21 protein-coding genes are annotated in these 24585 nt (G+C 71.2%); 14 read left to right on the top strand and 7 right to left on the bottom strand.

Going from position 1 to position 24585, the window contains the following annotated elements:
• The first annotated feature begins 60 nt into the window (after positions 1–60).
• The 5 genes from HNR73_RS40360 (at position 61) to HNR73_RS32940 (ending at position 8013) form a co-directional block, all read left to right on the top strand.
• Positions 61–501, top strand: coding sequence for a (4Fe-4S)-binding protein (locus tag HNR73_RS40360; protein ID WP_184791687.1), 441 nt, complete (start codon positions 61–63; stop codon positions 499–501).
• Positions 502–741: 240 nt separating this feature from the next.
• Positions 742–3660 carry an AfsR/SARP family transcriptional regulator gene (locus tag HNR73_RS32955; RefSeq protein ID WP_184791685.1) on the top strand — a complete coding sequence of 973 codons (2919 nt, stop codon included), beginning with the start codon at positions 742–744 and terminating at the stop codon, positions 3658–3660.
• Between the two features lie 50 nt (positions 3661–3710).
• Positions 3711–6662, top strand: coding sequence for an AfsR/SARP family transcriptional regulator (locus HNR73_RS41025; protein WP_203686530.1), 2952 nt, complete (start codon positions 3711–3713; stop codon positions 6660–6662).
• A 122-nt stretch (positions 6663–6784) separates the two neighbouring features.
• Positions 6785–7216 carry a DUF2871 domain-containing protein gene (locus tag HNR73_RS32945; protein ID WP_184791681.1) on the top strand — a complete coding sequence of 144 codons (432 nt, stop codon included), beginning with the start codon at positions 6785–6787 and terminating at the stop codon, positions 7214–7216.
• Positions 7217–7254: 38 nt separating this feature from the next.
• Complete coding sequence (locus HNR73_RS32940; protein ID WP_184791679.1) at positions 7255–8013, top strand: HNH endonuclease family protein; 759 nt, start codon at positions 7255–7257, stop codon at positions 8011–8013.
• On the opposite strand, the gene HNR73_RS32935 is transcribed toward HNR73_RS32940, so the two are convergent.
• Complete coding sequence (locus tag HNR73_RS32935) at positions 8010–8861, bottom strand: oxygenase MpaB family protein (RefSeq protein WP_184791677.1); 852 nt, start codon at positions 8859–8861, stop codon at positions 8010–8012. The genes HNR73_RS32940 and HNR73_RS32935 overlap by 4 nt on opposite strands.
• A 104-nt stretch (positions 8862–8965) precedes the next feature.
• Here HNR73_RS32935 and HNR73_RS32930 point away from each other — a divergent pair, with 104 nt between their 5' ends.
• From HNR73_RS32930 to HNR73_RS32895, 8 genes are all read left to right on the top strand, one after another.
• Entirely contained in the window at positions 8966–10555 is a 1590-nt protein-coding gene (locus HNR73_RS32930) for a helicase HerA-like domain-containing protein (RefSeq protein ID WP_184791675.1), read from the top strand.
• A 523-nt stretch (positions 10556–11078) separates the two neighbouring features.
• Positions 11079–11393, top strand: a complete 315-nt coding sequence (locus tag HNR73_RS32925; protein WP_221331246.1) for a hypothetical protein — start codon at positions 11079–11081, stop codon at positions 11391–11393.
• 212 nt (positions 11394–11605) lie between these two features.
• The gene (locus HNR73_RS32920; protein WP_184791671.1) at positions 11606–12331 is read left to right on the top strand and encodes a helicase HerA-like domain-containing protein; all 726 of its coding nucleotides are present in this window, start codon (positions 11606–11608) and stop codon (positions 12329–12331) included.
• A complete protein-coding gene (locus tag HNR73_RS32915; protein ID WP_260337582.1) occupies positions 12328–13380 on the top strand; it encodes an RNA polymerase subunit sigma-70 in 1053 nt (350 codons plus the stop codon). Before HNR73_RS32920 ends, HNR73_RS32915 begins: the two co-directional genes overlap by 4 nt.
• Positions 13381–13437: 57 nt before the next feature.
• Positions 13438–14049, top strand: coding sequence for a maleylpyruvate isomerase family mycothiol-dependent enzyme (locus HNR73_RS32910; RefSeq protein ID WP_184791667.1), 612 nt, complete (start codon positions 13438–13440; stop codon positions 14047–14049).
• 317 nt (positions 14050–14366) lie between these two features.
• On the top strand, positions 14367–15494 hold the full coding sequence (locus HNR73_RS32905) for a serine hydrolase domain-containing protein (RefSeq protein ID WP_184791665.1): 1128 nt from the start codon (positions 14367–14369) through the stop codon (positions 15492–15494).
• Positions 15495–15603: 109 nt separating this feature from the next.
• Positions 15604–15834 carry a DUF2188 domain-containing protein gene (locus HNR73_RS32900; protein ID WP_184791663.1) on the top strand — a complete coding sequence of 77 codons (231 nt, stop codon included), beginning with the start codon at positions 15604–15606 and terminating at the stop codon, positions 15832–15834.
• Positions 15835–16047: 213 nt separating this feature from the next.
• On the top strand, positions 16048–17625 hold the full coding sequence (locus tag HNR73_RS32895) for a Na+/H+ antiporter (protein ID WP_184791661.1): 1578 nt from the start codon (positions 16048–16050) through the stop codon (positions 17623–17625).
• 11 nt (positions 17626–17636) lie between these two features.
• Here the strand turns inward: HNR73_RS32895 and HNR73_RS32890 are convergent, their stop codons facing one another.
• The 6 genes from HNR73_RS32890 to HNR73_RS32865 form a co-directional block, all read right to left on the bottom strand.
• Positions 17637–19127 (bottom strand): amino acid adenylation domain-containing protein, encoded by a 1491-nt coding sequence (locus HNR73_RS32890; protein ID WP_184791659.1) that lies wholly within the window; start codon positions 19125–19127, stop codon positions 17637–17639.
• The gene (locus HNR73_RS32885; protein WP_184791657.1) at positions 19120–20160 is read right to left on the bottom strand and encodes a thioesterase domain-containing protein; all 1041 of its coding nucleotides are present in this window, start codon (positions 20158–20160) and stop codon (positions 19120–19122) included. Before HNR73_RS32885 ends, HNR73_RS32890 begins: the two co-directional genes overlap by 8 nt.
• Before the next feature lies 1 nt (position 20161).
• A complete protein-coding gene (lepB, locus tag HNR73_RS32880) occupies positions 20162–20575 on the bottom strand; it encodes a signal peptidase I (protein WP_184791655.1) in 414 nt (137 codons plus the stop codon).
• Entirely contained in the window at positions 20572–21084 is a 513-nt protein-coding gene (locus tag HNR73_RS32875; RefSeq protein ID WP_184791653.1) for a TlpA family protein disulfide reductase, read from the bottom strand. Before HNR73_RS32875 ends, lepB begins: the two co-directional genes overlap by 4 nt.
• A 74-nt stretch (positions 21085–21158) precedes the next feature.
• Entirely contained in the window at positions 21159–21332 is a 174-nt protein-coding gene (locus tag HNR73_RS32870) for a hypothetical protein (RefSeq protein ID WP_184791651.1), read from the bottom strand.
• A 5-nt stretch (positions 21333–21337) separates the two neighbouring features.
• Positions 21338–21508, bottom strand: coding sequence for a hypothetical protein (locus tag HNR73_RS32865; RefSeq protein WP_184791649.1), 171 nt, complete (start codon positions 21506–21508; stop codon positions 21338–21340).
• 112 nt (positions 21509–21620) lie between these two features.
• Here HNR73_RS32865 and HNR73_RS32860 point away from each other — a divergent pair, with 112 nt between their 5' ends.
• The gene (locus HNR73_RS32860; protein WP_260337581.1) at positions 21621–24527 is read left to right on the top strand and encodes an AfsR/SARP family transcriptional regulator; all 2907 of its coding nucleotides are present in this window, start codon (positions 21621–21623) and stop codon (positions 24525–24527) included.
• Positions 24528–24585 lie beyond the last annotated feature (58 nt).

Here is a 24585-nt window from a genome sequence, read left to right as displayed (position 1 = left end):
GGCGGGACGGGCCTCACGTGTTCCCCACCGCCGGCAGGGGCGGTGGGGGACACTCAGCCCATGGACGACGCCGAGACCGACCCGTGGCCGCCCGGTGAGCGGGTCAAGAACTACGCCGCCCCCGGGGTGACCGTCCGCTACGACGCCCGGCGTTGTGCCCACGCCGCCGAATGCGTCAACCGGCTCCCGAAGGTCTTCGACACCGGCCGCCGCCCGTGGATCGACCCGTCGCAGGCGACGCCCGCCGAGATCGCCGCGACCATCCGGCACTGCCCGAGCGGTGCCCTGCACTTCTCGCTGCCCGACGGCCCGGAGGAGCACGGCCCCGTCCCCGCCACGGTGACGGCCCTGCCCGACGGCCCGCTCTTCGTGCGCGGCGAGTTCGAGATCGACGGACACCGCGAAGTCCGCGCGCTGCTGTGCCGCTGCGGGAACAGCGGCAACAAGCCCTTCTGCGACGGCTCGCACCTGCGCACCGGCTGGACCTCCGAAAGCCCGTGACCCGGTCGCCTTGACGCGACCTTGAGGCCACCGTGAGACGCCGCCGGAGACTGGACGACGCGGTTCCCGCCGCGCCTGCGCGGGCCGGGGGAGCCGCACGGGAGGACCATCACCGGGCGGCCCCGACAGCCCGGTGATCCTGTGGGGGACGCCGGGCAGCGTCCCCCACCGCCCGCGTGTGCGAGCCTTGAGCGAACCCGAACGGCCGACGTCGGCCGCGGACTCGCCCCGGGAGCCCTCATGCTGATCCGACTGATCGGTCCCGTCCGCATCGAACACGCCGGCTCCGTCGAGCCCGTCGGCGCCCCCAAACGCGCCAGCGTGCTCGCCGCGCTCGCCGCCCGCCCCGGCGAACCGGTGTCGCAGGCCGAACTGATCACCCGCGTCTGGGGAACCGAACCGCCGGAGACGGTCGTCGGCGTGCTCTACACCTACATCACCCGCCTGCGCGCGTCCCTGCGCTCGTCACCGGCCGCCATCCACCGCGCCGGATCACAGGGCTACGTCCTCGACGTGCCCGCCGGTGAGATCGACGTGCACGCCGCCCGCGCACTGGCCGCCGAAGCACCGGGCGCGGCCGACCCCCTGGCGAACTGGCGCCGCGCCTGCGAACTCGCCGACGGCACCGCCCTGGCCGGAATCGGCGGCGCCTGGGCCGAGGGGTTCCGCGCGTCCTTCGCCGCCGAACGCCTCAACCTCCTCGCCGGGCGTTACGCCGCCGAACTGGAGGCGGGAAACCACGAGGCCGTCCTCGCCGACCTCGCCGCGCTCGCCGCCGCCGAACCGCTGTGCGGGCCGATCGCCGAGCACCTGATGCTCGCCTACTACCGCTGCGGCCGGCCCGCCGACGCCCTCGCCCACTTCGAGAAGGTCCGCCGCCGGGTCCGCCGCGACCTCGGCGCCGACCCCTCGCCCGGCCTGCGCGACCTGCACCTGCGCGTCCTCGACCAGGACCCGGCGCTGGAACCGCCGGGCGCCGGGCGGTCCATGCTGCCGCCCGACATCGCGAGCTTCACCGGCCGCGACGGCGAGCTCGCCGAGCTCGCCGCGCTGACCGCCGACGGCGGGGACTCGCCCATCGCCGCCATCGCCGGGCCCGGCGGTTCGGGGAAGACCGCGCTCGCCGTCCACTGGGGACACGCCCAGGCCGCGCGCTTTCCCGGCGGGCGCCTGTACGTCAACCTGCGCGGCTTCGACCGGGGCGAGCCGGTCGCACCGGTGGAGGCGCTCGGCAGGCTCCTCGGCGCCCTCGGCGTGGTCGGCGACGCCGTACCGTCCGATGTGGACTCCGCGGGGGAGATGTACCGGGGGCTGACCACCGGCCGGCGGGTCCTGGTCGTCCTGGACAACGCGCGCGACGCCGAGCAGGTCCGGCCGCTGCTCCCCGGCGGCGGGTGCATGACGCTGGTGACCAGCCGCGACCGCCTCACCGGACTGGTGGCGGTCAACGACGCCCGGCCGGTACCGGTCACGGTCCTGAGCGCCGACGAGGCACTGGAACTGCTCGGCCGTGTTCTGGGCGACGAGCGCGTCCGGGCGGAGCGGGCCGAGGCCGAAGCGCTCGCCGGGCTGTGCGGTCGCCTGCCGCTGGCGCTGCGGATCGCGGCGGCCAACCTCGCGGTGTCCCCGGTGGCGTCGATCGCGTCCTACACCGCCGAACTCCGGGGGCAGGACCGGCTGGCCGCCCTGGCCATCGACGGTGACGACGACGCGACCGTCGCGGCGACCCTGGAGTTGTCCTACCGGGTGCTCGCCGGCGACGCACGGGAGCTGTTCCTCCGCCTCGGCGCGATTCCGGGCGAGGACGCGCCGAGGGAACTGGTCGAGGCGGTCTCGGGCCTTGCGGAGCGGGCCTGCGCGACGGCGTTGCGCAAGCTCGTGAGCGGGCATCTGCTGGAGGAGCACGTGCCGGGCCGGTACCGGATGCACGACCTGGTCCGGTTGTACGCGGCGGCCCGCGCCGAGCGGGATCTGACGGCGGGAGAGCTGGAAGCGGTGGTCGACGCGTTCATCGGGTGGCACTTCGAGCGTGCCCATCAGCCGCACAACCCCGAGGAGACCAACGTCATCATGGCCCTCGACGCGCTCGCCGACGATCCGCGGTCGTGGCGGCTGGTGTACTCGCTGCGCGCCACGATCAACGAGGGCCGTTTCCTCGACCGGATCCGGCCGGCGATCCTGCGCGCCCGGCGCCTGAGCGAGGAGGCCGGTGACCGCGTCGGTGTGTTCCGGATGACGAGCCAGCTGGCGAACCTGCACCGCGTGCACTTCGACCACTCGATCGCGATCGAACTCGGCCGCGAGGCCGTCGAGATGGCCACCGGGCTGACCGCGATGGAACTGGCGCCGGCGAAGGGGAACCTGGGGATCTATCTCTCGGAGGCCGGGGACAACGTCGAGGCCGAGCGGCTGCTGACCGAGGCCTCGGACCTGGCGGCGGCCGGCGGGAACATCCGCACGCTGGTCATCTTCACCAACGCCGTGGTCCAGGTACGGGTCATGCTGGGGGAGTACGAGCGGGCCGCCGCACATCTCCATGGGGTCGAGACCCGTCACCCCGAGGCCACCGCGCCGTACCGGGGCCAGTTCCGGCTCTACGAGGCGATCATCCTCACCGGGCAGCACCGTTTCGACGAGGCGATCGCGGCCGCCGAACGCGGCCTGGCCATCGCCCGCCGCGCGGGAAACGGGTACCTGGAAGCCCAGTGCCTCGGCGAGCTGGCCGCCGTGCACGCCAGGGCGGGGCGGCTCAAGCACGCGCTGGACCTGCACCGGGTCGAGCTCGCCAGCGGCCGGGACGGCCGCCGGGTGACGATCGTCCGCGAGTCGCTGGAGGCGCTGGCGCATGTGGAGGCGCGCCTCGGGCACTTTGACGACGCCGAACGGCACATGGCGGAGGGGCAGGCCTCGGGCTGGTCGCGGACGGCCAAGGGCCGGTCGCTGTCGATGCTCACCCTGGCCGTCATCCACAACGGACGCGGCCGGCACGGCCAGGCCAGGGAATTGGCGTCCGAGGCGCTGGAGATCTATCGGTCCATGCCGTGGCGCGCGCAGGAGGCGGACGCCCTCCACATCCTCGCCGACGCCCACGAGGGCCTCGGCGACCGTGAAGCCGCCGCCGCCTGCCGCGCGGAGGCCGCCGCGCTCGTCCCCGCCTGAACTCACGGACCCCGGCGACGCGACCGCCCGCCGTAATCTGGACTACGGCCGTGCCGACCGGGGAGGACACCATGGACGCGACCGCCTTACCCGACCGCCGCTGCGTGGTCGTCGTGGCCGCCGCCGGTTACGGCAAGACGAGCACCGTGGCCGCCGCGGCCGGTGCCGACGCCGCCTGGCATCACGCGACGCTCGACCCGGCGCTGCTCGACGGTCCCGCGCCCCTCGTCGTCTTCGACGACGCCGACCTCGACGACACCGGCGCCGTCCGCGCGCTTCTGGAGGCCGCCGGACGGCTCCCGCCCGGCCGGACCGCCGTCCTCGTCGCCCGCCTCCCGCCGGGGTTCTCCCTCGCCCGCTGGCGCGGTCGCGGGACCCTCGCCGAGCTCGGCCCGGCCGAGCTGGCCCTGTCGGCGGATGCCGTCGCCGAAGCCCTCGCCGCGCGCGGTCTGCCCGCCGACACCGCGACCGCCGCCGAACTGCACGACCTCACCGCGGGCTGGCCCGCCCTCGTCCAGCTGTCCGCCGACGTCCTCGCCACGGCCCCGCCGGGCGCCCTGACCGAGCGACTCCTGGCCGCCGACGGGCCGGTCGTCGAGTACGTCCTCGGGGAAGTCATGCCCGGCCTGCCCGACGCCGCCCGCCGTCTCCTGCGCGACGCCGCCCACCTCGACGGTCTCCCCATCGGCCTCGCCGAGGAGCTCGGCCACCGCACGCCGGGCGCGACCATGACCCTGCTGACCCGGATCGGCCTGGCCACCACCGGCGAGGACCGCCAGTGCCGTCCCGTCCCGCTCGTCGCCGGCGCGCTCACCCGCCACCGGCCGATCCGCGCCGACCGGGCCCGGCGACTGTGGAGCGCCGCGGCCCGCTGGAACCGCGACCGGGGCAGGCATCTCGCCGCCGCCGTGGCCGCCGAACGGGCCGGTGACCACGCGGCCTGCGCGGCGATCCTCGCCGAACACGGACCCGAACTCATCACCGGCGGCGGCGTTCGCACCTACATCGACCTCGTCGAGTCGACCGGCGTCGACGACCCCGCCGTGCTGCTGTCCCACGGCGAGGCGCTGTCGGTCGTCGGCCGCCACGCCGACGGCGTCACCGTCTTGCGCGCTCTCGCCGCCGGACGCACGACCCTCCCCGCCGGCCTCGCCTGGCGACTCGGCGCCGCCCACTACCACCAGGGCGAGTTCCGCGCGTCCCTCGCCGCCCTCGACGCCGCCGAGCCCGGCGGGCACCCCAACGACCGCGCCCACTGCCTTGCCTGGTCGGCGACCGTGCACTGGAAGCTCGGCGACACCGAACGCTGCGGCGAACTCGCCGCCCGCGCGCGGGAACTCGCCGCGCCCGGCGGGTCGAGCCGTGCGCTGGTCACCGCGCACATCGCGCTCGCGCTGCACGCCGTCCTCACCGGCGACCGCCCCGAGAACCTCGCCGCCTACGAGACCGGTCTCCAGCACGCGGCGGCCATCGGCGACCTCGTCCAGGCCGCGCGCATCCGCGCCAACCGCTCCGGCATGTACCTGGAGGAGGCCCGCCTGTCCGACGCGCTCGACGAGGCTCAGGAGGCCGTCGGCCTGTGCACCCGCGCAGGACACGAGACCCTCCTGCCCGTCGCCTTGTGCAACCGGGCGGAGACCTTCGCCCGGCTCGGGCGCCTCGACGAGGCCCTCGACAGCTACCAGGGCGCACTGGCCTGCTACCAGAAGATGGGCTCGCGCAAAGCCTCCTACCCCCTCCACGGGATCGGCATGGTGCACCGCTGGCAGCGCCGCGACAACCAGGCCCGCGCGGCCTACGAGGAGGCGATCCGCACCTCCGAGGTCGAGGCCGACGTGCAGGGCCTCGTCCCCGCCCTCGCCGGGCTCGCCCGCGTCCTCGTGCACACCGACCCCGACGCCGCGCAGGCCGCCGCGTTGCGCGCGGTGTCCCTCGCGGGCGGCCGGATCGGGATCGAGGCCGCGATCGCCCTCGGCCACGTCACCCTGACCGGCGGGGACCGCGACGGTGCCGTCAAGGCCGCCCAAGAGGCCGCCGCCACCGCCCGCCGCCACCGCGACTGGGTCGGCCTCGCCGAAGCGCTCGAACTCGAAGCCGCCGCCGTTCCCGACCCGTCCGCCGCCCGCGTCGCGCTGCGCGAGGCCGCCTCGATCTGGCGTCGGGCCGGAGCGCTCCCCGCCGCCGAGAAGGCCGACGCCCGCCTCGGAGCACTCCCCGGCGCCACCGCCGACGAGCGCGCCGCCGCCGGTCTCGCCCGCATCCGCATCGCCTCCACCGGCCACCCCGGCCACGAATGGCCCGCCCACACCGACGCGCCCGCCGCGGCGATCCAGACCCTCGGCGGCTTCGCCGTCGTCGTCGGCGGTGAGATCGTCCCGCCCGCCGCCTGGCAGTCCCGCAAGGCCCGCGACCTGCTGCGCATCCTCGTCGCCCGCAGGGGGCGGCCGGTCCCGCGCGAAGAACTCGCCGAACTCCTCTGGCCCGGCGAGGACGCCGGGAAGGTCGCCCACCGCCTGTCGGTGGCCCTGTCGATCCTGCGGAAGGTCCTCGACGGAGGACGCGGCCGCCACACCGCCGCCGAGGTCATCCGAGCCGACGCCGCCCGCGTCGCCCTCGACCGCACCCGCACCGACCTCGTCGAAGTCGACGTCTACACCTTCCTCGACGGCGCCGGATACGCCCTCCGCGCCCAGGCCGTACCCGCGCTGTCCACCGTGGAACGCTCCTACACCGGCGACTTCCTCGAAGACGAGCCCTACGAGGACTGGTCGGTGTCCCTGCGCGAAGAGGCCCGCGCGGTGTACCTGCGCGTCCTGCGCGCGCTGTCCGACCTCGCCGAACGCGACGCCGTGGGCTACCTGCACCGGCTGCTCGACAAGGACCCCTACGACATGCGCGCCCACCGCGACCTCGTCGCCCGCCTCACCCGCGCGGGCGCCCTGGGCGAGGCCCGCCGTGCCGAGGAACGCCACGCCGCGGCCCTGCGCGCGCTGGGCCGGTAGCGTCCCGGCCGCAAAGCGGTAACGGATTGCCTTGGCGCGTTGTGGATCTAGCCGCCGGGAGCTTCAATGATCTTCGCCCGGCCGACCCCTCCGGCCGGTGTACTCGAAGGAGCCCACCCCGCATGCGCAGGTCGTTGCACACCGCCCACGTCTACATGATCCTCGGCCTGGTCTCCGGGCTCTTCTACCGCGAGTTCACCAAGCTCAACGACTTCACCGGCGAGAGCCAGCTGTCCGTCGTGCACACCCACCTGCTCGCCCTGGGCATGCTCGTCTTCCTCATCGTCCTCGGCCTGGACAAGGTCTTCGGCCTGTCGGGCATGAAGTCCTTCAACGTCTTCTACTGGCTCTACAACACCGGCATGGTGATCACCGTCGGCAGCATGGTCTTCCGCGGTGTCCAGACGGTTCTGGGCAACGAGATCCCCGAGGTCTTCGCCTTCCTGTCGGGTGCCGGGCACATCGTGCTGACCATCGGCCTGATCGCCTTCTTCGGTGCGCTCGGCAAGCGCGTCAAGAAGCCCACGGCGGACACCCCGGCTGAAAGCTCCTAGCGCCGGTGGAGACCCGCGCGCTGACCTAGGCTCGGATCATGAGGCGTCCGCTGGGGCGTTGGGCGCGCCTGGGGGCCGCACTGGCCGCCGTCATCGTGCTGCCGATCGCGGGAGTCGCCGCGATCGGCCTGGTGCACACCCAGGTCATCTCCCGCTTCGCCGAGGACGCGCCGACGCCCTCACCGGGTCTGCCCGTCGCCTCACCGGCCCCGCCCGTGTCGGGTTTCCCGCCTGGAACCGGCGACGCGCGGACCCTGCTGGCCCGCCTCACCGTCGAGCCGGGGAAGAACTGGCAGACCTACGACCGCGGCCGCTTCGGCTTCTGGAACGACGACACCGACGGCGTCGGCGGCCGCAACGGCTGCGACACCCGTGCCGACCTGCTCATCCGCGACCTGGACGAGCTTCGTGTCGGCGACCGCAATCCCTGCGTGGTGTTCTCCGGTGTGCTGCGTGACCCTTTCACCGGCGCGGACCTGCCCTACCGGTACCGGAAGGCCTCCCGCATCGAGTCCGACCACCTGGTCGCTCTCGGCGCGGCCTGGCGCGGCGGTGCCTGGGCGTGGACCGACGCCGAGCGCAACACCTACTTCAACGACCTCGACGTGCTCCTGGCCGTCGACAAGGACGCCAACCAGGACAAGGGCAGCAAGACCCCGGACAAGTGGCTGCCGCCCGCCGCGGCCTTCCACTGCGAATACGCGGCGAGGTGGGTCGGGATCAAGGCGAAGTACACGCTGACGGTGACCAAGCAGGAGAAGGCGACGCTGACGGGCGTGCTGAAAGGGTGCGGTTAGCGGGCGGGCATCAGCTTCGACACGAAGGTCCCGTCGGACATGGCGCGCGCGTCGCGGCGGCAGTCGGCGATCAGCTGCTCGGTCGACTCGCGGACGGCGAGGCGCAGGACACCGCGCAGCGCGCGGAGCTGGAGGGTCGTCGCGGTGTGGTTGCCGGGGAGGGTCGGGATGCCGAACATGGCCTTCGCCCATCCGGGCAGCGTGCTGATGGCGAGGGTGTTGGCGGCGGGGACGCCGAGGCGCAGGACCGCCAGCGCGCGCGGCAGCGGCGGGTTGAAGGAGCGCACGAGACCGCTCCTGGCCTCGTCGCAGGCGTAGAGGCCGGGACGGACACCGTCGAAGTACTCGCGCAGTTCACCGCGCGAGGCGGGGACGTCGGCCCGGTCGAGGCCGATGGCCTCGGCGGCGGCGCGATTCTCGTCGACGTAGCGGTCGGCGAGTTCGTCGGTGGGGATGGCGCCGGAGCGGCGGGCGACGTCGACGTAGGAGTCGATCTCGGCGCAGTGGACCCACAGCAGCCCGGCGGGTTCGTCGAGGCGGAAGGTCTCGCCGGTGTCGGGGTCGTGTCCAGTGAGCCCGGCGTGGATGGCGCGGACGCGCGCGGCGGCGCGCTCGACGTCGGGGGTGTCGCCGAAGGTGCGGACGTGGACGAACTGCGCGGTGCGGACGAAGCGCGACCAGGCCTTCTTGGGGTCGAAGAGGGCGCTGTTCTGGAAGGTGGCGCGCATGACGCGCGGGTGCAGCGACTGGAGGTAGAGCGCGCGCAGCCCGCCGATCCACATGACGAGTTCGGTGTGCACGGGCCAGGTGACCGAGTCCGGCCCGAAGAGTCCGTGGTCGCCGTTCATGCGCGCAAGGCTACTGCGGGTTCGGCGCAACCACCGGACACGCCCGATCCCGGGTCGATACGCTGCGAAGACACTGGCGGATGTGACGCGCACGGGGGCGGGCGATGGCCGAGGACATCATCACGACGGTGACCGAGGGCTACGCCTTCGACGAACCCGCCGTCGGCGTGGGCGCACTCGTCGTCGACGACGACAAGGCCGTCCCCGACGCCAAGGTCGCCATCCCCCTGGCCATGTTCAACCGCCACGGCCTCGTCGCCGGAGCCACCGGAACCGGCAAGACGGTGACCTTGCAGGTCCTCGCCGAACAACTCGCCCAGGCCGGCGTCCCGGTGTTCCTGGCCGACATCAAAGGCGACCTGTCCGGCATGGCCACCAACGGCGACGGCGGCGAGAAGCTACTCAAACGCACCGCCGCGCTCGGCCAGGACTGGTCCCCGCAAGCCTTCCCCGTCGAGTTCTACGCCCTGGGCGGACAGGGCGAAGGCACCCCGCTGCGGGCCACCATGACCGCCTTCGGCCCCACACTGCTGTCGAAGGTCCTCGATCTCAACGACACCCAGGAGAGCTCACTCGGCCTGATCTTCCACTACGCCGACGCTCAAGGGCTCCCCCTCCTCGACCTGAAGGACTTGAGAGCAGTCGTCCAACACCTCATCAGCGACGAGGGCAAAGCGGAACTCAAAGCCCTCGGCGGCCTCTCCGCCCAAACCGCCGGCGTCATTCTCCGAGCCCTCATCAACTTCGCCGACCAGGGCGCCGACAGGTTCTTCGGCGAACCCGAATTCAACCCCGCCGATCTCCTCACCACCAGCCCAGACGGCCGCGGCACCGTGTCGATCCTCGAACTCCCCGACCTCCAAGCCCAGCCCGCCCTCTTCTCCACCTTCCTCATGTGGCTACTGGCAGAGCTCTTCCAGGACCTCCCTGAAGTCGGCGACCTCGACAAACCCAAACTCGTCTTCTTCTTCGACGAGGCCCACCTCCTGTTCAACGGCTCCTCGAAGGCGTTCCTCACGGCGATCACCCAGACTGTGCGGCTGATCCGGTCGAAGGGTGTCGGCGTCTTCTTCGTTACCCAAACCCCGAAAGACGTGCCCGCCGACGTGCTGGCGCAGCTGGGTGCGCGGGTGCAGCACGCGCTGCGAGCGTTCACGCCGCAGGACGCCAAGGCGTTGAAGGCGACGGTGACGACGTTCCCGCACTCGGCCTACGACCTGGAGGAAGACCTGACCCGCCTGGGTATCGGCGAAGCCATGGTCACCGTCCTGGACGACAAGGGTCGCCCCACTCCCGTTGCGTGGACGAGGATGTACGCGCCTCGGTCGCGGATGGGTCCTTCCGACGAGGCGACCATGTCGGGCCTCATCAACGCCTCGGCGATGAAGGCCAAGTACGGCACCGACATCGACCGCGACTCCGCCTACGAGATCCTGGCCCGCAAAGTCGCCGCGGCGGCGGCAGCCGCCGTCCCCGAACCCGCCACCACCGCGCCGGCTCCTCCTACGCCGCAGTACGAGCCGATCCCATCCCTTGACCCGTCCCCGAAGTCCCGCGCCGCCAAGAAGTCCAAGGCCGCGAAGCAACCCGCCTCCAGCCCCACCGGCTTCCTCGACACCCTCGCCAAATCCGCCGCCACGACCTTCGGCCGCGAAATCACCCGCACCCTCTTCGGCACCGCCAAACGACGCTGAGTTGCATGGGCAGTCAGGAGTCTGGATGCCCCGTACCTGGGTTGGGGAGTGTTCCGCCGTTCCTGACGCGCTGTGGGATCCGGTCCTGCGTGCCTGAGCGGGTTCTGTATCGATGGGCCGCTCATGCAGCTGTTCCAGCTGGGATCGCTGCGGCCATCCACATAGTCCAGGGGCAATTCAGATCGCCAACTGACCGCTCACGACGCAGGCAACTTCGAGCCAACCTGTGATGATCTGTCCGCTGTTGGATTTGTAGCTGCCACGACTAGATACGTTGTGGGCCTTGACATCACGGCCGCCGCGCTCCAAGATTCTCTGCAGTGCTCGACGCCCTTCGAGCCATAACCCCTTATTCCAAAGGAAGTGCCCGTGCCCGGCTTCGCGCCCCTTGGCGTCCCCACGCGCCTAATTGTTGCAACCACAAGTACAATCGTCGCTGTGCAACTGGAGGCGCATGGCTCTGGGGCAAGTTTATGGCAGCTTCATGAAGGCTCTGCGGCCAGTCTTTGCTATATTTCTATCGGTGGCCTTTGCGATCGTCGTACATCTTTTGGCTGATTCGCTCGGAGAACCATTTGATGTGATTATCACGCCTATATTCTTCGTCGGCCTCTTTACTGCGGCTTTCTTGAAATATCCAGTATTGGGTGTTCGGCGAACGCGAGTAGGGATATCGATTTTTGCAGTTGTTGCGATCGCCGGTACTTGGTGGCTGCGGGAGTATGTTGGTCACAGTCGCGAAGTCCTGGTTGTCGGTGCCGCAGGCGCGCTCCTCTTTGTCTGCCTCGTCCACGATCTGCAGAAGATCCTGGCGAGGAATAGTCGTCGGCGATTTTGATGCGGAATGGCCTCGCTTATTGGCATGCTATGTCGCTTGGGTCGAAATGCGTCGATGGGTTTGATTGAACGACCCGACCCGGAAGCGCGGGCACTGAAATCCTGCCTTCAACGCAACGTCTAGTTGGCTCGTGGTTGCCGGAGTCCGTACCGGCCAAAGGTCGCTACCTGTTAGGTGACTTGCACCGTCAGGCAAGCGTCGAATGCTAGTACATGTTCGACGAGGCGCGCCTCCTCTTTGACTGCTCCTCCGAGGCGTTCCTCACCGCCATCACCCAAACCGTCCGCCTGATCCGCTCCAAAGGCGTGGGCGTCTTCTTCGTGACGCAGACCCCGAAGGACGTGCCCGCCGACGTTCTCGCTCAGCTCGGTGCGTGGGTGCAACACGCCCTGCGCGCCTTCACCCCGCAAGATGCGAAGGCGTTGAGGGCCACCGTCACAACCTTCCCGCACTCGGCCTACGACCTTGAAGAGGACCTGACCCGGCTGGGCATCGGCGAGGCGATGGTCACCGTCCTGGACGACAAGGGCCGGCCGACTCCCGTTGCCTGGACCCGGATGTACGCGCCCAGATCGCGCATGGGTCCCTCCGACGAGGCCACCATGACCGGCCTCATCAACGCCTCGGCGATGAAAGCCAAATACGGCACCGACATCGACCGCGACTCCGCCTACGAGATCCGCTGTCCCCGAGCCCGCCGCCACCGCACCGGCACCAGATGCGCCGAAGTACGAACCGATCCCATCCCTGGACCCTGCCCCAAAGTCCCGCGCCACCAAGAAAACCAAGGCCGCGAAGCAACCAGCCTCCAGTCCCACCGGCTTCCTCGACACCCTCGCCAAGTCCGCCGCCACCACCTTCGGCCGCGAAATCACCCGCACCCTCTTCGGCACCGCCAAACGAAGGTGAGCAACGCCAGGAGTCCCCGGGAGACTTGACGCGCCGCGGCGCGGCGGCCAGGTGCACACTTGCGACCGGTCGAGTCGAGGAGACGAAGATGGCGATGGACGCGCACGCGGCCGAGGACCTGGAGGCCTTGCGCGTCCCCTTGACCGGCTACTGCTACCGGCTGCTCGGTTCGGCGGCCGACACCGACGACGCCGTCCAGGAGACGCTGATCCGGGCCTCGTCCAAGTGGGACCTGTTCGACCCGAGTCGTGGCCGGGTGAGCACGTGGGTGCACCGGATCGCGACGAACGTGTGCCTGGACATGCTGCGCTCGGCGCGGCGTCGGGAGTTGGTTGTCGACGTGGAGGCGGCCGCCGGTCGGGGGCCGGGGCTGGGGGCGCCGCTGCCGGCGCGGGCGTGGGTGGAGCCGATGCCCGACGCTCGGCTGGTCGCGTCGCGGGACCCCGGCGACGTGGTTCTCGAACGGGAGTCGGTGCGCTTGGCGTTCATCGCGGCGCTGCAGCACCTGGCGCCCCGTCAGCGGGCCGTCCTCATCCTGCGTGACGTGCTCGCCTTCACCGCCCGGGAGACCGCCGAGGTCCTCGACACGACGACGGCCTCGGTGAACAGCGCCCTGCAGCGTGCACGCGCGGTGCTGGACGAGCACCGGCCTGATCCTTTCGACGTCGACGATCCCGCCGATCCGGCGCAGCGGGACCTGCTGCGGCGCTACGTGCGGGCCTTCGAGACGCACGACGTCGCCGAGCTGACCGCGGTCCTGCGCGCCGATGCCGTCTCGACCATGCCCCCGTTCCTGTGGCGGCTCGACGGAGGGCCCGCGATCGCGAGTCTCCTCGGCGTCGGCGGCGAGTGTGCGGGCGCGCGGCTGGTGCCGTGCGACGTCAACGGAGCCCGGGGCTTCGGCCAGTACCGTCCGGACGACGACGGCCTTCTCCACCCCTTCGCACTGGTCACCGTCGAGATCCGGGGCGGTCTGATCGCGCGGACCGTCGCGTTCCTCGGCACGGCGGGCCGCTTCGGCGAGTTCGGTCTGCCCGCCGTCCTTCGCCGCGAGGATCTTCTCCTCCGCGACCGATGAGTTCCCTCCTCGGGCGTCGTAGAAGTCGGGAAGACTCATCGACGCAGAAGGAACGCCATGACCATCTCCTCAGACCACGTGACCGGCGAGGTGCGCGCGGAGCGCGAGCGCCTCGCCGACCTCTTCGCCGGCCTGGCGCCCGAGCAGTGGGACGTCCCGTCGCTGTGCGCGGGCTGGCGCGTGCGCGAAGTCGTCGCTCACATGACGATGCCGTACCGCACCAAGCCGCTGAGGTTGCTGGCCGGCATCGTCCGGGCCGGTTTCTCGTTCCACCGCTACGCCGACCGCGACGCCCGAGCGACGGCGCGACGCATGGACGGAGCCGAACTCGTCGCCCTCCTCCGCCGCAACCTCGACAATCCCTGGCGGCCCCCGGGCGAAGGACCCGTCAGCGCGCTCAGCCACGACGTGATCCACGGCCTCGACGTCACCGAACCGCTCGGCCTGCCGGCACCGCCGCCCGAACGCGTCGCCCTGGTGCTGGCTCCCGTCAGTCCCCGGCATCTCAAGTACTTCGGCGCCGACATCGAAGGGCGGCGGATGACGGCCACCGACGCCGACGTGTCGGTCGGTGAGGGACCGCGGGACGTGCCGATGGCGGCGAAGGACATCCTGCTGGTGGCCACCGGTCGCGTGCCCCTCGACGGTTTCCAGGCCCGCCGGGGATAGGACGCCGTCCGCGGTTACCGCACCGCGCACCCGTTCATTTCGGCACCGGGCTCCGGCGGCTCGTTCGGGGTCCGGTCTATCGGCACCTGACCGGTGCCGTGGGTGACGCATGGGGGCAGACGATGTCGGCGGGATCGGTGGCGTCCGAGGGGGCCGCTGCCGGTCACCGTGGACGTGGTGAGGGTGACCTTGCTCGCCCTCACCACGCCGCCGTCCGCATCCGCGCAGGTCACGGGCCTGTCCGCCGGGTCCCTCCGGGACCGGCCCTAGGGGATCGCCCCCTTCCGCGGTCCAGATTGGACACTGAGACTCGGCACATGAGACTGCAACGGATCGGGGCAGTGGTCCTCGCCCTCGCCCTCGTCACCCTCGTGTCCGGCCCCGCCGCCGCCGGCCCGGCCACCGGCACCCTGCGCGACGAACTCGACGCCGTCGTCGCCGACGGGTCGCCTTCGGCGGTTCTGGAGTTTCGGGACGGGCCTCGCGTCGAGCGCCTGGCCGGCGGCGTCGCCGAGCTCGGACGACAGCGGCCGGCCCCCGTCGACGGCCGGTTCCGGATCGGCAGCGTCACGAAGACCTTCACGTCCACCGTCGCCCTTCAGCTGGTCGGCGAAGGGCGCATCTCGCTCGACGACAGCCTGGAGCGGTGGCTGCCGGGCACGGTGCCCAACGGCCAGAACATCACCCTGCGTCAGCTGCTGAACCACACCAGCGGTCTCTACAACTACACCGACGACGTCCTGGTCACCCCCGAGCAGGTCGTCCGCGACCGCTACAAGCGCTGGACCCCGCAACAGCTGGTCGACCTGGCGACCAGTCGCGATCCGCTCTTCCCGCCCGGCACCGCGTGGTCCTACTCCAACACCAACTACGTCCTGATCGGTCTCGTGATCGAGCGGGTCACCGGCCGTTCCCTCCAGACCGAGGTCGACCGTCGCATCGTCCGCCCGCTCGGCCTGCGCGACACCGAGGTGCCCGCCAGGCACTCGGTGCGGATCAGCGGCCCCCACGCCCACGGCTACCTTCAGGTCAACGGCGAACCCGTCGACATCACCGCCCTGAACGTCTCCTCGTCCTACGCCGTCGGCGACATCATCTCCACCACCCGCGATCTGAACACGTTCTACCAGGCCCTGCTCGGCGGCCGGCTCCTCACACCGGCCCAGCTCACCGCGATGAAGATCACGGCCTTCGACTCCGGCTACGGTCTCGGCCTGAGCAAGGTCGCCCTGCCCTGCGGCGCCGAGATCTGGGGCCACACCGGCGGCATCCCCGGCTACCTCACCTTCTCCTTCCACCAGCCCGGGACCAGCCGCTACTTCAGCCTCTCCGCCACGAGCTACGCCGTGGTCCCCGACGTCGCCCTGTTCAACGCGCTCACGGCGGCCTTCTGCCCGGCCGGGACCCCGGCCGGAACTCCCGCGCCGCTGCCGGACATCGCCTGACATCGACCGCGGGCGGACGACCGGGCGGGCGCGAACATGATTGATCTTCCGGCGAACGGGTACGCCAGAGGGGAACCACACGACCATCACGCAAGGAGGCTCGACGACCATGGCTACTCGCGAGATCCACACCATGTGGAGCAGCGACCGTGGACAGTGGATGAACCAGCGTGAAGGCGCCTCGCGCGTCTCGGGGTACTTCGACCGCAAGGAACAGGCGGTCACCTCCGCGCAGACGACCGCCAGGCGGGAAGGCCTGGAATGGATCGGCCACCGCAAGGACGGTCAGATCAACGAGCGCAACACCTACCGCGCCGACCCGAACCCGCCGCAGGGCTGACCGGGTCACGCCGCCGGATCGGCGGCCGAGCCAAGCGAACGCTCCCGCCGTCGCCACGCGCGACGGCGGGAGCGTCCCGCCGCGGGATGCCATTCCAGGTACGAGCCGCATCGAGGCGTGGGAACGTCTCACCGGGGGCACGGAGATCTTGACGCGGCCGGCGGTCCACACCGCCGGCTCTCGACCGCGCGGCGACTACGGCTGGAGGCTTCCATGGTCGGCCTGGAACTGGTCGTCGTCTTGGGCGTGGCCCTGCTGGCCTGCCACACCCTCGGCAGGGTTTTGCGCATCGCGCCACCGATCCTGCTGCTCGCCTGCGGCGTCGGGCTCGGTTTCGTGCCCGTGTTCACGTCGGTGAGCCTGCCGCCGGAGACGATGCTGCTGCTGTTCCTGCCCGCCCTGCTCTACTGGGAGAGCCTGACGACCTCCCTGCGCGAGATCAAACGCGACGCGCGCGGCATCCTGCTGATGAGCACCGTCCTGGTAGTCCTGACCGCCGCGGCCGTCGCCGCCATCGCGCACGCCTTCGGCGTCCCCTGGGGACCGGCATGGGTGCTCGGCGCCGCCGTCGCCCCCACCGACGCCACCGCGGTCGCCGCCCTGGCGCGGTCCCTGCCACGCCGCACCGTCACCGTCCTGCGCGCCGAAAGCCTCGTCAACGACGGCACCGCCCTGGTCCTCTACGGCGTCGCCGTCGGCGTGACCGTGGGCGAGGAGACCTTCAGCCTCGGCCACGTCAGCGGCATGTTCGCCATCTCCTACCTCGGCGGCGCGCTCGCCGGAGTTCTCACCGCCTGGACCGGGACCGTCGTCCGCCGGCGCATCGACTCGCCGATCCTCGGCAACGTCGCGATGATCGTCATCCCGTTCACCGCCTACCTGCTCGCCGAACTCGTCCACGCCTCGGGCGTGCTGGCCGTGGTCGTGTGCGGGCTCATCATCAGCCAGGTCGGACCGCGCGCCGGGCGCGCCGACACCCGCCTGCAGGTCAACGCGTTCTGGTCGCTGGCGACGTTCATCCTGAACGGCGCCCTGTTCGTCCTCGTCGGCCTCGAACTGCCGCCGGCCGTGGAAGGCCTGGAAAGCGTCGACATCGTCGACGCGCTCATCGCCGTCGCGGTCATCTACACGACGGTGATAGGCCTGCGCTTCGTCTTCCAGTTCGCCTCGGCCTACACCATCCGGCTCCTCGACCGCCGCCCGAAGCAGAAGACCCTGCGCATCAGCAACCGCGTCAGGTGCGTCAACGCCGTCGCCGGGTTCCGAGGCGCGGTGTCGCTGGCCGCGGCCCTCGGTGTCCCGGTCACGCTCACCGCAGGTGGCGCCTTCCCCGACCGCGACTTCATCATCTTCGTGACCGCCGGCGTCATCGCCCTCACCCTGGTCGTCAACGGCCTCGCCCTGCCCCGCCTGCTGCGCTGGGCCCGGCTTCCCGACGACACCGACATCGACGAGGAGGAGGAACTCGCCGAGACCACCGCCGCCGAGGAGGCCATGGCCGCCATCCCCGACGTCGCCGCCGGGCTCGGCACCCGCGAGGCCGTCGTCGACCAGACCGTCCGCGAGTACGAACAGCACCTCGCCGCCCTGCACGCCGACGACGCCGACGACGACGCCGTGCTCCACAAGGACGACTACAACGAGCTGCGCCTGGCGCTCATCGCGCGCAAACGCGCCACCGTCCTGCGGCTTCGCGACGAGCACACCATCGACGACACCGTTCTGCGCCGGGTCCAGACCCAGCTCGACATCGAAGAGGCACGCCTGTCCAGGGAAGACCTCGTCGACTGACCCGCGCGGTGTCAGGTGACCGGGTAGATCAGCGCCGCCCGGTCCAGTTTCCCCGCCAGCCCGACGGGCAGCGCCGTCACGGTCCGGTACCTGCCGGGGACCATGTACTCCGGCAGGCGGCGGGACAGGTGCGTGCGCAGCCGGGCGGGCAGGTCCGGGTCCTGTTTCGCCCCGGTGGGCTGGATCCAGGCGGTAATGAGCCGGGCTCCCGCCGCGGTCTCGGTGAGGGCGACGGCGGCGGCTTCCACGTCGGGGCTGGTGCGCAGGGCGTTTTCGATGTCGCCGAGTTCGATGCGGTAGCCGCGGAACTTGATCTGATGGTCGCGTCGGCCGCGGAATTCGAAGGATCCGTCGGGGAGCCGCCGGGCGAGGTCGCCACTGCGGTAGCGGCGTCGCCCGTCGCAGGTGGTGCCGAAGCGTTCGGCGGTAAGTTCGGGCCGGTGGAGGTAGCCCGCGGCGACGGTCGGCCCGGCGATCCACAGTTCGCCTTCGGCTCCGTCGGCGACGGGAGCGCCGTCGTCGTCGAGGATCTCGAAGCCGACGGTCGGGAAGGGGCGGCCGATCGGTGTCCGTACGGGGCTCGCGAGGTCGGCCGGGGTAAGGCGGTGCCCGCTGACGTAGACGGTGGTCTCGGTCGGTCCGTACAGGTTGCTGCACGCCGGGGGCCGCTCGAAGCGGTCCAGGAACCCGGCGACGACGTCGAGTTCGACGCTCTCGCCGGCCAGGATCACGTGTCGCAGGGCGAGGTCGACGGGGTGACGGGCGAAGGTGAGGGCGAGTGCCCGGAAGGCCGACGGGACCTGGCACAGGACGCTGACTCGGGTGGCGGCGAGGTGCGCCAGGAGCCGGTCGCCGGAGCGCGCGGTGTCGTCGGGGATCAGTACGGCGGCGGCGCCGGTGGCCAGGCATGCCCAGAGTTCCCAGACGGAGACGTCGAAGGCGTGGGAGTGGAACTGCGCCCACCTGTCGGTTTCGGTGACGTCGAACATCGGCAGGGCGGCGTCGAGGAGCGCGAGGACGTTGCCGTGTGTGACGACGCAGCCTTTCGGCCGTCCGGTCGAGCCGGAGGTGTAGATGATGTAGGCGGTGTCGTCGGCGCCGACCGTCGAGAGTGGACGGTGGGGACCGCGTTCGTCGACGAGGATCGGTGTCACACCGGTGAAACGGTGCGCGAGTTCCTTGGTGGTGACGATCGTGCGTGCACCGGAATCGTCGAGGACGTGGGCGATGCGCGCGTCGGGAAGCGTGGTGTCGACGGGTACGTAGGCGGCGCCGGTCTTCAGGGCCGCGAGGACGGCCACGGGGACGTCGATGCCGCGTGGGGCGGCGACGGCGACGTGGTCGCCGGGCCGGACGCCCTCGGTGAGGAGCCTGCTCGCCAGGCCGGTGGTGGCGGTGTCGAGGTCGCGGTAGGTCGTGGTCGTGTCGTCGTGGATCAGGGCCGTGCGGTCGCCGTGTTCGGCGACGGTCCGGGAGAAGAGCTCGGGGAGGGATTCAGGCACGTCCGAACTCCTCGTGCAGGATCGCGGCGGTGTCGGGGTCGTGGAGCATGCGTCGTGTGCCCGAGGTGCCCACGGTGCGGACGTCGAGGGAGGTGAGCCACGGGCGCCACTTCTCGCCGAGGGCGAGGTCGGTGGACTCGATGAGCAGGACGCGTCCGCTGTACGGCAGGGGGTGGTATCTGGCGTGGGAGTGCTGTTCGGCGGCCCAGATCAGTTGCCGCCAGTACAGGTCGGCGGCGGTGGTGGTGTCGTCGTCGATCCAGTCGTTGTCCTTGAGTAGCGCGGTGAGCCGGTCGGCTTCGGCGGCCAGGTCGGGGATGTCGAAGTGGAAGCGGAGCAAGCTGAGGCGGAAGTCGTATCGTTCGCGCAGGCTGAGGGCGGGATTGGCGCCTGCGGTGCCGGGGGCCGTGGTGTTGAGCATGACGACGGTGGTCGTATCCCCGGTCTGTTGTTCGATCCGGCCCGCGATCTCGACGGCGAGCCGGCCGCCGTCGCACAGGCCGAAGAAGGTGTAGGGGCCTCGTGGTCGCACGGTGCGGACGGCTCGCAGGTAGCGGTCGGCGGCGTGGTCGAGGTCGGTGGCCGGTGTGGCGCGGTCGTGGAGCCCGATGGCCTGGGTGCCCCATACGGGGCGCCCGGAGCGGAAGGCGTCGACGTGGCGGCGCAGGAAGGCGATGTTCCCGGTGTCCCAGTGGAAGCAGAAGATCGGGCCGCCGGTGCCGCCGGCGAGGCGCACGATCGGGGCGGGTCCGCCGGGGTCGTGGCGGCGTTGGTTCCACACGTCGTTGAATGAGGGGTGGGTGGTGGCCTCGCGGTCGCCGCGGCCGCTGATGATCTCGGCGATCGCGTGGGGCGTGCGGTGTTCGAGGATGTCGGTGGCGGTGACGTCGAGGCCGGATTCGGCGATGATCTCGACGGCCGTGGGCACCAGCAGGGAGTAGCCGCCGAGCGCGAAGAAGTCGTCGCCGGGGCCGACCTCGATGTCGAGCAGCCGGGTCCAGGCGCGGCGGATGGTCGTGGTCGCGTCGGTCATGTCAGTTCCCCATTCGCCGCAGGACGGTGCCGATGATGTTGGCCGCCGGGATGTAGCCGAGGTGGCGTGAGTCGAGGCTCTGCGCGGCGTTGTCGCCGAGGACCATGACGTGCCCGGCGGGGACCCGTTCGGGGGTTGCTCCCATGTGGACCTCGTCTCCGGCGACGGCGACGACGCGTTTGAGCAGCAGTGGCCCTGACGATGAGCCGGGTACTCCGACGGGGCGGGGGTTGCGGAAGACGACGACCTGTCCCCGGTCGGCGTGGTGGTTTCCCCGGCGGGCGAGGAGGCGGTCGCCGTCGTGGAAGGTGGGCTGCATGCTCGGGCCGTCGACGCGGGTGACGAGGTAGCGCAGCCGGACCCAGCCGGCGGTGAGAAGGGCGATGGCGGTGACGACCGCGGCGGTGGTGATCATGTGCGTGCCGGCTGAGGAAGCCGGGAGACGGCGGACTCGGTGGCGACGATGGCGCCTTGAGCGACGATCACCAGGGCGGGTGTGCCCTGCACGCCGAGCGCGGTGCTCACCGCTCCGCCGTGTCCTTCGACGACCAGAGGGCAGGCCTCGGCGAGTGCGGCGACCATGTCGGTGGCCTCGTCGCCGTCGCTGAGGACGACGGCGAGGGCCGGGGAGCTTCGGGAGTGTTCGACGAAGGCGGGCAACTGTGCGTGGCAGGGCTCGCAGGCTGGCGAGAACACGCCGATGAGGGTGCCGTCGGCGAGGCCGGCCGCCGAGATCCGATCGCCGTCCACGGTGGTCGTCGTGAAGGGGGCGATGCGGGTGCCGGTCGGCAGGGTCAGCGGGCGCGAGTTCGCCGCCAGCCTCGATTCGTGGGAACGCAACCGGCGTACGACGGCCAGCATGAGCAGCAGGTTCGCCACGCAGAAGACCGTGAGCAGAGTGGCGAGGGCGGCGTAGACGTACATGGCGGGACCCCTCAGAGTCGGGTGTGGACGGTGCGGGGCGCCCGCGCATCGAGCGCGGGCGCCCCTGGACCGGGCTATTTGACGCAGACCCTGCGGGTCGGGCAGTTGTCGTACACGGTCACGCACTCGTTGACGCACGTCGCGGTGCACCAGCAGTAGTGATCGATGACGATGCAGGCGGCCTCGACGGTGACCGCCGGGGAGATCAGCGAGAGGATTCGCTCGGCTGTGGAGCTCAGGATGCTCATCCGCTTCACGCCCACGGGCAACGGCCGTACTTGTTCGCGCAGTTGTCGTAGGTCCAGACGCACCAGCCGTCACAGTTCGGCGAGTACACCTGGATGAGGATGCAGGCGGCCTCGGCCTCTACTTCCGGAGCGACGCGGCGGAGCGCCGCGTCGGCGAGACGGGTGAAGAACTTCACGGTGGTTCTCCCTTGTCGAAGTGGCTCTCACTTGCCGCCACAGCGTCTGTCGGGGCGGTCGTGATCTTGTTCCCGGAAATGTCTCGATCTTGTAGAATCGGTCGCCGGCGGTATGCCCGGCCGCCGTGGGGAGGGGCGCGTGGACATCCGTCTACTGGGGACCGTGGAGCTCGATCGTCATGGTGAACGAGTGCACTTGACCGGTCGCAGAACACGATCGCTGCTGGCCTTGCTGTCCCTCAACGCCGGACGCGTCGTCCCCGTCGAACGGATCCTGCGGCTCGTCTGGCCCGGCGAGACCGTGACCACGGCTCCGCGGTTACTGCAGAAACAGGTTTCGGCTCTTCGCGGTCTGATCAAGGACCCTGAGCTGCTCCGCCGCCAAGGCACCGGTTACGTCCTGCACGCGGCCCGCGCCGCCGTCGACGCGCACGTCTTCGAGGACGACTGTGCCGCGGCCCGCTCGGCACTGGCCCGCGGCGACGTGAAGGCGGCGGCCGGGCTCCTCCGTGAGGCACTCGCCCTCTGGCGTGGGCCGGCTCTCGCGGGCACGACCGACGAACTGGCCCGTGCCTTCGGGCCGGGTCTCGAAGAGCAGCTCCTGGCCGCGCGCTGCGACCGGATCGCCGCCGCGATCGACCTCGGCGACGCCGGTGACGTCCTGGGCGAACTCTCCGAGCTGATCAGCGATCGGCCCGTCGACGAGCGCCTTCGCCGTCTGCGGATCCTCGCCCTCGACCGCACCGATCGCCGTGGCGAGGCCATCGGCGAGTACCACGAGTTCCGGCGGATCCTCGACGATGAGCTGGGTGTGGAACCCGGAGCCGCGCTCCAGGCGGCCTACACCGATCTGATCGCCGAACGCCGCGGGCGCGGGGCCCTTCCGCCACCGTCGCACCGGATTCCGCGGCAGTTGCCGGCGGCTCCGCGGCACTTCGTCGGGCGTACCGACATCCTCGCCGCACTCGACGCGGCGGTCGAGACGCCGTCGGCGTCCGTCGCGGTGGTCGGTTCCCCCGGGGTCGGTAAGACGGCGCTGGCGCTGCACTGGGCGCACACCCGGTCGGACCTGTTTCCCGACGGGCAGATCTACGTCAACCTGCGCGGTTACGACGAGTCGGAGCCGATGCCGTCGGCCGGGGCCTTGGGGCTGCTGCTCATGGCCGTGGCCACGCCGGAGTCGGAGATTCCCGCCGACCTCGACGCGCGCGCGGCCGCGTGGCGCACGGCGGTCGCGGGCAGGCGCATGCTCATCGTCCTTGACAACGCCCGCGACTCCGAGCAACTACGGCCGTTGTTGCCGGGGTGTCCCGAGACGAGCGTCCTGGTCACCAGCCGCGACATGCTGGCCGGCCTCATCGCCGGCGAAGGGGCCACCAGACTGCTCCTCGACCGCCTCACGGTGGAGGAATCGATCGGGCTGCTCGGCAGGGTCGTCGGCGGCGACCGGCTGACCGGTCAACGCGGTGCCGTGGAGGCGATCGTCCAGGGTTGCGCGCGCCTGCCGCTGGCACTTCGTCTGGCCGCCGAGCGCGCCGCCCGGCGCCCGGGTCTGCCGTTGAGTACCGTCGCCGAAGAACTCACCGACGAGTTGCGCCGCTTCGAAGTCCTCGACGCCGGTGATCCGCGCACCCGTGTCCACGGGGTGATCGCCTGGTCGCTGCGGGATCTTCCGCAGGAGACGGCGCGCCTCTTCCGCCTGCTCGGCGTGCACCCCAACGCCGAACCGACGGCCCATTTCGCGGCCAACCTCACCGGGCTGGAGCCGAGCGCCGCCGCACGGGGCCTGGAGCTGCTGGCCAACGCCTCACTGGTCACGTCGACGGGTGCTGACCGCTACGGACTGCACGATCTGCTGCGGGCCTTCGCCGCGGCGGCCGCGCGCGAGACCGACGACGAGGCCACCCGTCGCGGTGCGATGGACGGGATGCTCACCTGGTACCGGCACACCGCCAACGCCGCCATGGACCTGCTGGCACCCTTGCGCGATCCCACCCCGCCCTGCCCGCCGCCGTTGTTCCCGCAGCCGCCGTTCGCCGGCCAGGGGGACGCCGCGCTGTGGCTGGCGTCGAACCTGCAGGCCATGATCACCGCGATCCGGCTCGCGGCCGAGCACGACCGGCACGAACACGTTCGCGACCTGCACTACCCACTGGTCTCCTTCCTGCTTCAGCGTCGTGACGTCGACCAGGCCCTCGACGTGCTGGATCTCGCCGCGACCGCGGCGGCGCGGCTCGGCGACGTGGCGGCCGAAGCCGATGTCGCCTCCGGCATGGGCAAGGCGCACACCGTCGCCTATCGCCTCGACAAGGCCCGAACGCATCACGAACACGCCGCCCGCCTCTATGAGAAGGCCGGGGATTCGCAGGGACAGGCGGCGGTGCTTCGCGGCATGGGCATCGCCGCCGCCCGTGCCGGGGACTTCGACGACGCGCTCGCGCTGTTCGAGCGGGCGGTCGCGGTGGCCGAGGCGGCCGGGATTCACAGCGAAGTGGCGCGGTGCGGTGTCAACATCGGCAATGTCCACACCTACCTCGGTGCCTACGACAAGGCGCTGCCGCTCATGCGCAGCGGATACGAGTACTTCACCATCGCCGAGGATCAGACCGCGGCGACCGCGGCACTGGCCTGCGTCAGCTACTGCCTGTGCGAACTGGGTGAGCTCGACGCCGCCGCCGAGCACGCGACCCGCGCCGTCGACGCCGCCCGCCGGCTCGGCGCGATCAGCCTTGAGGAGTACGGGCTGCTCAACCTCGCCATGGCGCGGTCGCGTCAAGGACGCCACCCCGAGGCCGTCGACGCCATCACCGAGGCGGTGGCCATCGTCGAGGCCACCGCCGACCAGCAGCGCCGCTGCGTCATCTACAGCGCCCTGGGCCGCATCCGCCAGAAGGCGGGAGACCCGGCCATGGCCGCGCGGGCCTTCCGCGAGGCCCTCGCGGTGGCGGAGGCCATCGGCGACACATCGGCCGCGGCCGACGCGGCGGAGCGGCTGGAGGGCTTGGGCGACGAGGGCTGAGGGCGGCCCCTCCTGTCATGTTCGGATGTCCCGCCCGCTTCCTCGCGTTGACAAGTGG

Source organism: Phytomonospora endophytica, from assembly GCF_014202425.1.
Taxonomy (GTDB): Bacteria; Actinomycetota; Actinomycetes; order Mycobacteriales; family Micromonosporaceae; genus Phytomonospora; species Phytomonospora endophytica.
This window is presented reverse-complemented; position numbering and strand designations above follow the sequence as displayed.

What these genes read in the sequence shown, in the direction of transcription:
- HNR73_RS40360 (WP_184791687.1), top strand. Translation starts at nt 61, where the DNA reads ATGGACGACGCCGAGACCGACCCGTGGCCGCCCGGTGAGCGGGTCAAG.
- HNR73_RS32955 (WP_184791685.1), top strand. Translation starts at nt 742, where the DNA reads ATGCTGATCCGACTGATCGGTCCCGTCCGCATCGAACACGCCGGCTCC.
- HNR73_RS32945 (WP_184791681.1), top strand. Translation starts at nt 6,785, where the DNA reads ATGCGCAGGTCGTTGCACACCGCCCACGTCTACATGATCCTCGGCCTG.
- HNR73_RS32940 (WP_184791679.1), top strand. Translation starts at nt 7,255, where the DNA reads ATGAGGCGTCCGCTGGGGCGTTGGGCGCGCCTGGGGGCCGCACTGGCC.
- HNR73_RS32935 (WP_184791677.1), bottom strand. Translation starts at nt 8,861, where the DNA reads ATGAACGGCGACCACGGACTCTTCGGGCCGGACTCGGTCACCTGGCCC.
- HNR73_RS32930 (WP_184791675.1), top strand. Translation starts at nt 8,966, where the DNA reads ATGGCCGAGGACATCATCACGACGGTGACCGAGGGCTACGCCTTCGAC.
- HNR73_RS32920 (WP_184791671.1), top strand. Translation starts at nt 11,606, where the DNA reads ATGTTCGACGAGGCGCGCCTCCTCTTTGACTGCTCCTCCGAGGCGTTC.
- HNR73_RS32910 (WP_184791667.1), top strand. Translation starts at nt 13,438, where the DNA reads ATGACCATCTCCTCAGACCACGTGACCGGCGAGGTGCGCGCGGAGCGC.
- HNR73_RS32905 (WP_184791665.1), top strand. Translation starts at nt 14,367, where the DNA reads ATGAGACTGCAACGGATCGGGGCAGTGGTCCTCGCCCTCGCCCTCGTC.
- HNR73_RS32900 (WP_184791663.1), top strand. Translation starts at nt 15,604, where the DNA reads ATGGCTACTCGCGAGATCCACACCATGTGGAGCAGCGACCGTGGACAG.
- HNR73_RS32895 (WP_184791661.1), top strand. Translation starts at nt 16,048, where the DNA reads ATGGTCGGCCTGGAACTGGTCGTCGTCTTGGGCGTGGCCCTGCTGGCC.
- HNR73_RS32885 (WP_184791657.1), bottom strand. Translation starts at nt 20,160, where the DNA reads ATGACCGACGCGACCACGACCATCCGCCGCGCCTGGACCCGGCTGCTC.
- lepB (WP_184791655.1), bottom strand. Translation starts at nt 20,575, where the DNA reads ATGATCACCACCGCCGCGGTCGTCACCGCCATCGCCCTTCTCACCGCC.
- HNR73_RS32875 (WP_184791653.1), bottom strand. Translation starts at nt 21,084, where the DNA reads ATGTACGTCTACGCCGCCCTCGCCACTCTGCTCACGGTCTTCTGCGTG.
- HNR73_RS32870 (WP_184791651.1), bottom strand. Translation starts at nt 21,332, where the DNA reads ATGAGCATCCTGAGCTCCACAGCCGAGCGAATCCTCTCGCTGATCTCC.
- HNR73_RS32860 (WP_260337581.1), top strand. Translation starts at nt 21,621, where the DNA reads ATGCCCGGCCGCCGTGGGGAGGGGCGCGTGGACATCCGTCTACTGGGG.